The organism is Halomonas sp. AOP27-A1-41 (assembly GCF_052378605.1).
GTDB lineage: Bacteria > Pseudomonadota > Gammaproteobacteria > Pseudomonadales > Halomonadaceae > Vreelandella > Vreelandella citrativorans.
Genome location: NZ_JBQSXT010000043.1, coordinates 1 through 7,009 on the forward strand (window position 1 = coordinate 1; position 7,009 = coordinate 7,009).

At 50.4% G+C, this 7,009-nt stretch carries 8 protein-coding genes; 2 read left to right on the forward strand and 6 right to left on the reverse strand.

Annotation, left to right across the window (positions count from 1 at the left end; genetic code table 11):
* Positions 1 to 282: 282 nt before the first annotated feature.
* The 5 genes from ACT3TC_RS16790 to ACT3TC_RS16810 all read right to left on the reverse strand — a co-directional run bounded on the left by ACT3TC_RS16790 (position 283) and on the right by ACT3TC_RS16810 (position 5,176).
* Positions 283 to 1,509: an amidohydrolase family protein gene (locus ACT3TC_RS16790; protein WP_444641086.1), complete on the reverse strand. Its 1,227-nt coding sequence runs from the start codon at positions 1,507 to 1,509 to the stop codon at positions 283 to 285.
* 23 nt (positions 1,510 to 1,532) lie between these two features.
* Positions 1,533 to 2,840, reverse strand: a complete 1,308-nt coding sequence (locus ACT3TC_RS16795; RefSeq protein WP_444641088.1) for a TRAP transporter large permease — start codon at positions 2,838 to 2,840, stop codon at positions 1,533 to 1,535.
* A 10-nt stretch (positions 2,841 to 2,850) separates the two neighbouring features.
* Entirely contained in the window at positions 2,851 to 3,351 is a 501-nt protein-coding gene (locus tag ACT3TC_RS16800; RefSeq protein WP_444641090.1) for a TRAP transporter small permease subunit, read from the reverse strand.
* Positions 3,348 to 3,977, reverse strand: a complete 630-nt coding sequence (locus tag ACT3TC_RS16805; RefSeq protein ID WP_444641092.1) for a TetR/AcrR family transcriptional regulator — start codon at positions 3,975 to 3,977, stop codon at positions 3,348 to 3,350. The genes ACT3TC_RS16800 and ACT3TC_RS16805 overlap by 4 nt, the downstream gene beginning before the upstream one ends.
* A gap of 62 nt (positions 3,978 to 4,039) precedes the next feature.
* Complete coding sequence (locus ACT3TC_RS16810; RefSeq protein ID WP_444641093.1) at positions 4,040 to 5,176, reverse strand: C4-dicarboxylate TRAP transporter substrate-binding protein; 1,137 nt, start codon at positions 5,174 to 5,176, stop codon at positions 4,040 to 4,042.
* Between the two features lie 181 nt (positions 5,177 to 5,357).
* On the opposite strand from ACT3TC_RS16810, the gene ACT3TC_RS16815 reads away from it, so the two are divergent.
* On the forward strand, positions 5,358 to 6,071 hold the full coding sequence (locus ACT3TC_RS16815) for an AzlC family ABC transporter permease (protein WP_444641095.1): 714 nt from the start codon (positions 5,358 to 5,360) through the stop codon (positions 6,069 to 6,071).
* A complete protein-coding gene (locus ACT3TC_RS16820) occupies positions 6,068 to 6,382 on the forward strand; it encodes an AzlD family protein (RefSeq protein ID WP_444641097.1) in 315 nt (104 codons plus the stop codon). The genes ACT3TC_RS16815 and ACT3TC_RS16820 overlap by 4 nt, the downstream gene beginning before the upstream one ends.
* Before the next feature lie 188 nt (positions 6,383 to 6,570).
* On the opposite strand, the gene ACT3TC_RS16825 is transcribed toward ACT3TC_RS16820, so the two are convergent.
* Positions 6,571 to 7,009, reverse strand: a 439-nt coding sequence (locus ACT3TC_RS16825) for an isochorismatase family protein (RefSeq protein WP_444641099.1), incomplete at its 5' end; no start/stop codon positions are given.

Sequence of the window (7,009 nt, forward strand, 5' to 3'; positions counted from 1 at the left end):
AGTTGTCGGTGCGCCAGCCAACCACGTTACAATTCAGAATATCAAAGGCATGTGTCAACAGCAGCAGTTTGCAGATGGTATTAATATGAGAGGATTACAATAAATTTTCATCGCGAGACTAAATACTGCCTGTTGCCGCGAACAGCGCCCACCAAGCCATTACCTGTATTCATAAGAAAGTTTAGCGGCTTAACAATGTCCAGAGACACAGACACCGGAACTGTAGAGTTCCGGCGCTGGGGCAATCAGATAAAATTATTACTGAGTATTTAAGCGTAATGCTTAAAGCGTATTTTTATAAGAAACGCCCCCTTTCATAATGAGCATCAGCTGTTCGTCAGGCTCAGTAAGCACTGTGATATCGTTCAGGGGGTTATCTTTAAGGATGATGACATCACCACGGGCGCCGGGAATGATTTCGCCAAAATCGCCCGTATGGCCGTAGGCATCGGCCGCGTGGCTGGTGGCCGCACGGATCAACTCATCGGCAGGTACCACCTCTTTGCGAAGATGGAACTCATTGAGCTGATGACGCTGCATACGGCCCAGTAAGTCAGACCCGTAAAGCATCTTCACACCGTGGCGCTGCGCCATTTCAAGGGCTTTGCCACCCGCATCGAGTACGTCGAACACTTTACGCTGCAGCTCTTCAGCCATACCCGCTTCCACGCCTTCTTTCGCTAACGCATCGTAAGTACACAGTGTAGGCGTCAAATAAGCGTCATGTTCGAGGAAAAGACGGCAGCTCTCTTCGTCCATAAGATTACCGTGTTCGATGGTTTTAACACCGCGAGGCAGCAGGCGATTAATAGCGCGTGCTGTATAGGCGTGAGCCATGGTATGAATATTGGCAGCCGTCGCCTCTTCTACAATGGCGTCGATCTCTTCAAGCGAAAACTGTGTGCTATCAATACGATCTGTGGGTGACGACACGCCACCAGACGCCATGATCTTAATTTGAGTAGCGCCTTTGCGAATCTCATCACGTGCGGCCTGACGCACTTCACTAACGCCGTCACATACACGGCCAAGGCCTGCACAGCAGAAGCAGCCTTCAAAGGTTTGCTGGCCTGGCCCACGCATATCACCGTGGCCACCCGTTTGTGAGAGCGCCCGGCCAGCGTACATGATACGTGGCCCGGCCAGCGTTCCTTCATCTACCGCTTTGGCCAGGCCGTAATCAGCCCCACCGGCATCGCGTACGGTGGTAAACCCACGCATTAACATGGCTTCTAGTAGCTCGCTGGATTTGGCGCCCACGTAAAATGGTGAAAGCGTGCCCAGCAGCGCAAAGTTGGGCGTGATGGCGGTGACGTGTACGTGGGAATCCACCAAGCCTGGCATCAGGTAGCGGCCTTTTACATCGATGACCTGGTCGTCGTTGCCCTCAAGTGGGGACTCGCTTACCGCTTCGATGCGGCCATCTTTAATGCGCACCTCATGATTAGGGAGCACTTTACCGTTGCGTGAATCGATAACGTTGGCGTTGATAAAACGAGTGGTAGTCATGAGTGTTCCTTATTGTATAAGCGTCAGAACATTTTCTGCGGAAGATAAAGCGAAAGCGCAGGAAGCAGCACGATGAGCAGCAGCGCGACGATGTCCATCACGATGAACCAGCTCACACCCCTGAAGACCTCGCTCAAGGTAACGCTGTTGCCGAGTGCACCTTTGATGACATAGACGTTAAGCCCGATAGGCGGTGTGACCAGCCCAACTTCGAGCAGCTTGACTACGATGATGCCAAACCAAATCAAGTTAAGATCTGCGCCTTCGACCAGGGGAAGTATTAGCGGCAATGTCAGTAATAGCAGGCCAATGGAGTCGATAAACATGCCTAAGATAAGGTAGATAACGGCTACCGCTAGGATGATCCACCATGTCTCAGTGCTCACACCTAGGATTAACTCGGAGAAAGCAGCGGGTACACCGCTCATGGCCAAAAAGCGGGTGAAGAACAGCGAGCCGATCAAAATAATAAAGATGCTGGCCGTGCTTACCGCCGTTTGGACGACCGCTTCACGAATGGCAGCGATGGTTAGAGTACGACGGGCCAAGGCGATTAATGCTGCAATGGTAGTGCCTACTGCACCCGCTTCGGTTGGCGAAAAGACACCCAGAAAAATCCCGCCAAGCACAGAGCCAATGAGTAATGGCAATGGCCAGATATGTTTGAATGCATCCCACTTTTCTTGCCAGGTAGAGCGTACATTGGTATCTCCAGCCAGGCTTGGATTGAGCTTGGTACGCACCATTATCATCGCAATGTATAACAGCGCAGAAATGACGCCCGGAATGAAGCCCGCCATAAACAACTGGCCAACGGACACTTGGGCATAAACACCATAAAGCACCAATAAAACGCTTGGCGGAATCAACGAACCTAGCGTGCCTGATGCAGCAACCGTGCCCGTTGCTAGGCCCTTATCGTAGTTGTGCTTGAGCATCTCAGGCACCGCGATGCGCGACATGGCGGCAGATGTCGCAACGCTTGACCCCGATGCAGCGGCAAAAAAGGCCGACGCCATCACGCTGGAAACGGCAAGCCCGCCAGGAAGTCTCGCCAGATAGAGACGCATGGCCTGGAATAGGCCTTGAGTCATGTTAGTGGTGGTACACAAGTAGCCCATGAAGAGAAACATAGGCGCGGCGGTTAATTCCCAAGTACCCGCAAAATCGAACGGAGTAGCAGAAATCATCCCCCACGCAACTCGCATGTTGGTCATTTCGCCAATACCGATAATCGATACTAATCCCAAAGCAATACCGATTGGCACGCGCAGGGCGATCAGGGCCAAGGCAATGGCGATACCCGCCACACCTATCTCGATGTTAGTCATTGATTAGCTCCTACAGTGCTTGGCGTTGATGCACTGCCTTGATCATGTTGGCGAGAATGGCCAGGCACATGGCGGCAAAGCCGACCGGTAATGCCCAGCGGCTGGGCCATAAATAGAAGGTGAAGTTGGCCATGGCGGTTTCTTGACGCACCGTGGCACGAACGGCATCAAGATAGCTCTGGTAACAGAGCATGCCGAAGTACACCAAGCCAAGCGTACCGGCAAACAGGTAAAACGCCAGCTGCACAGGGGGAGAAAACCTGCCTACAAAAACATCGACACTGATGTGCTCCCGCTGGAGTTCCACGTAGGCAATGGGCAGAAACACTACCGCAACCATGTAGTAGAAGGAGACGAATTCCAGCGTGCCGGTAAACGATTTACCAAAAAAATAACGCAGCCCTACATCAAGCGTGACATGCAGCGCCATTAGGATAAGAAACAGCCCCGCCAACACTAGTGCGCTCTTGGCAACCCATTGGCTTAATGATTCAACAATGCGCGTGATCATACATACTCTCTTGTCTTCGCTTGCGAAGATGCAAAGCCAAGCTCGATAAGGGCGTCTTTCCAGAACAGCAGCATGTCGCGGTAAAGCTCTGGGTCATCACGCCATATGCTCTGGGCGCCCATACCGCGCATCATGCAGAGAGTGGCGTTCAGAGCCACACGATTTTGCCGTGACGTATGCCTTGAGCTGGCAACAAGCTGCTCCCAGATTGCCTCTAAAGAGCTATTGAACCTGGCCGCAAGGGGAATAAGCACTTTCATGATGTCAGGATCGGTACGGGCAGTGGTCAAATACTCCAACGTCACCATGTACAGATCCCCTTTGAAATGCTCGTGTAGTACTCTCAACAGGCTATCGAAGTCAAAATTACCCTCTTGCACACTGACTGCCAGTTGGCGAACGCTCTCAACCTCTTGGTTAAGCAGGTCCTCCAGAGCTGACTGCATCAAAAGCGTTTTGGACGGATAGTGATGAACCAAAGCCCCACGAGACACACCGGCCTGACGAGCGACATCAACCGTCGAAGTGGCACGAATTCCCTTGGCAAGAACGCATTCGATCGTTGCCTGCATCACGCGAGCTTGAGTGTTGCGTGAGCGCTCTTCCTGATTTTGTCGCTTCGTCATACCGGTCCCTATTTTTATTGCATTAACGTTGGCCGCCTAGCAGGCACACAGAGTACGTTAAATTAATAAATGCCGTAATCAGCGGGAAGTTTGCTGTAGATTTCACCCATCGCTAACTGGGCCAGGGCCTCCTCGTCACTGCGATCCACGCCTTCAAGCAGCGCTTGCCACTTTTCATAGGTGCTTAGGAAGTCATCAATTAAGGCTTCCGGATCTTCCACACCGTACTCATCACGCGCCTTGTTATAGACGTTGGAGAGCGCTTGTTCGCGGAACGCGACAACGGATTCCATGAGATCATCTTCCGGCTCATAGACGTTGTTGCCTAACTCTTTGGCTTCTTCGATAGCAGACTCTGAAGCATTAAGGAACTGAACAACCATGCGCGTCATTGCTTTAGCAGTAGCTTCCTTGAAGACGTTGCGCTGATCGTCAGTAAGGTCTGCCCAAAACCCTTCGTTAAAGCCCCACTGAGGACCTGACCAGTACATACCGGTAGGCAGAAGCGTTGTGTGTTTGGCCACTTCCCAGAGGGAGCGATCAATTAAGTCGTTAGCCGCATTGGTAGCACAATCCAGTGATCCGCGATCAAGGCCGCTATACATTTCACTTGAAGGAACATTCACGGGGGTACCGCCAGCTTCTTCTACCCAAGCAGATACCGTTGAACCCGCTGTGCGGATACGCTTGCCACGCAGTTCTTCAAGATTACGCACAGGCTCCCGGCAAAACATCACGTAAGGCGGGGTGCTATAAGCGCCAAGATAAACGATATTCAAATCTTCCCATTCGGCTAGCTGAATGGGATTATTTAGACTAAAGTCGGTAACAGCTAGTATGCTGGCTAAAGGGTCATCATAGTTAAACCCCAGTTCCTGAACCGCATTAGCAACCGGCATTTCAGAAGGTGTGTAAATAGCGGCATGGTGTGCTACCTGCACAATATTATCCTGAATACCCTGCAAATTAGCGCGCGGCGCTAGCAGTACAGTACCCGTATAAACCTCAGGTTGTAGCTCCCCATCAGAAAGCTCTTTAACCATCTCAGCCCATTCGATATAACCGTAACGAGAGTGAGGGTGCTGTTGGTCGTAAAACGAATTAGCAATAAAAGAAGTTGTCGCTTGAGCGGAAGTAGCAAAAGCAGGTAACGCAAGAGAAGCGATAGCCAGAGTGAGTGCATTGCGGTTGAAGTTCATATTGTATTATCCCCGAACCGAATCAATCGGCAGTTTTTTAGCGTTATGTTATTTCATTTAATCGTGGTGGCATACTCTCTTCTAGCGTATGCACACTATTCAATTTAAACTTCAAAAAATATAAAAACAAGCAGGTCTGTTTGTTTTTATATAAAGCGCACAGAAGATGGCGAGTAAGCTTATGAAAAATAAAACAAAACTGGACATGGCTGGTACATGGAGAGGAATCCTCATGATGCTCCCCTTAGCGGCCTTCACTATCGCGTTTGGTTTAGCCTTTGGTGTAGCTGCTTCACATGAGGGTGTCACTCATTGGGAAGCAATGTTAATGAGTGTGTTTGTCTTTGCTGCTCCGTCGCAATTTGCAGCACTTGAGCTATGGCAGACGCCACTACCCATGCTGGCCCTAGCGGCGACTACCCTCACGATCCATACCCGACATGTCTTAATGAGCGCGTCCTTATACCCTTGGCTCAAGGCATTGCCCTTGCGCCAACAATTCGGCGTTATATTCATGCTGACAGATTCAAATTGGGCTATGGCGTTAGGTGAATATCATCGCGGCGAGCGTAATATTGGCATTCTTTTAGGCGGGGGTATTGCGCTATGGGCTGCCTGGGTCATTGGAACTGGTTTAGGGTTAGCATTCGGAGGTGGCATCAATCAACCAAAGCGCTTCGGCCTTGACGTGATCATGCTATGTTTTCTGCTGGTCATCGTGATAGGTGGAAATCCCAAGGCGTTGATGATTTTACCGTGGCTGGCAGCAGCCATCAGTGCCTTACTGGCGTATTGGTGGCTGCCTCCTTATCTGCATGTAATGGTAGGCGCTTTAACGGGGGGGATGGTCGCCATCTTATTACCTAAACGCTGGTATAAGACGGGGACATCATGAGTTCAATCACAGTGTGGCAATCGTTATCAGCAATTATGTTAATGGCAGCCATCAGCTATGGCTCTCGTGTGCTGGGACTGTTGATTATGGCGCGTTTACCATTAAGCCCTAACATTCAGCTTTTTATTAATGCCATGTCCAGCTCAGTGCTTATTGCGATTATAACGCCAATCATTGTGCATGGTGACGGCGGCACCCGCCTCGCCGCTATCATGGCAGGCATGGTGGCGATTATCTTTAGGAGCCCATTGGCATCAATAGCGATAGGAATCGTATGCGCAGCGGGTTGGCGTTGGTGGTTTATTCCATAAAAACATTTAAGTCAAAGCAATCAACATACCTTTTATCTCTTACTAACAGCCATCTTTTATTAAAAATAACAACATTGAAGTATAGATCACCAACCTTATTTAAAAAGCAGTTTTTTTAACAACACACATTAAACAGAACTAACACTGCCATTTTTATTTCCAGGGGTCAGACGTAAACGTTTTGATTTTTAATTGAAATTACTAAAGAGTGCAAACGTTTCATCGCTACTAACAATAGCCGCATACTCCCCTTCCAGATTCGCCAGTGACATAGCATGCACTTCATCCGCCGTGCGATAAGTGCCTGCGTAGTCCTGCTTGGCAAAGGTAAACGTGGCATCGGCGACGACGTGGGTATCAAAGCCAAGATTACCGGCTGTGCGAGCGGTGGCTTCAACCGAATTGCTGGTACTTACACCGACGATAACCAGCCGCTTGATCTCGCGAGCGTGAAGCCAGCGCTCTAAGCCTGAGTGGGTAAACGCACAGGGTATGTTCTTTTCCACTACGTGCTCTTTAGGTTGCGGGACTAGTGCGGGCTGGAACTCTGCGCCTGGCTGTCCCGGCCAGAACGGCGAGCCGGGGGTCCGAGAGATATGTCGTACATGCACCACCGGCCAGCATGTA

What these genes read in the sequence shown, in the direction of transcription:
- ACT3TC_RS16800 (WP_444641090.1), bottom strand. Translation starts at nt 3,351, where the DNA reads ATGATCACGCGCATTGTTGAATCATTAAGCCAATGGGTTGCCAAGAGC.
- ACT3TC_RS16795 (WP_444641088.1), bottom strand. Translation starts at nt 2,840, where the DNA reads ATGACTAACATCGAGATAGGTGTGGCGGGTATCGCCATTGCCTTGGCC.
- ACT3TC_RS16815 (WP_444641095.1), top strand. Translation starts at nt 5,358, where the DNA reads ATGAAAAATAAAACAAAACTGGACATGGCTGGTACATGGAGAGGAATC.
- ACT3TC_RS16810 (WP_444641093.1), bottom strand. Translation starts at nt 5,176, where the DNA reads ATGAACTTCAACCGCAATGCACTCACTCTGGCTATCGCTTCTCTTGCG.
- ACT3TC_RS16805 (WP_444641092.1), bottom strand. Translation starts at nt 3,977, where the DNA reads ATGACGAAGCGACAAAATCAGGAAGAGCGCTCACGCAACACTCAAGCT.
- ACT3TC_RS16790 (WP_444641086.1), bottom strand. Translation starts at nt 1,509, where the DNA reads ATGACTACCACTCGTTTTATCAACGCCAACGTTATCGATTCACGCAAC.
- ACT3TC_RS16820 (WP_444641097.1), top strand. Translation starts at nt 6,068, where the DNA reads ATGAGTTCAATCACAGTGTGGCAATCGTTATCAGCAATTATGTTAATG.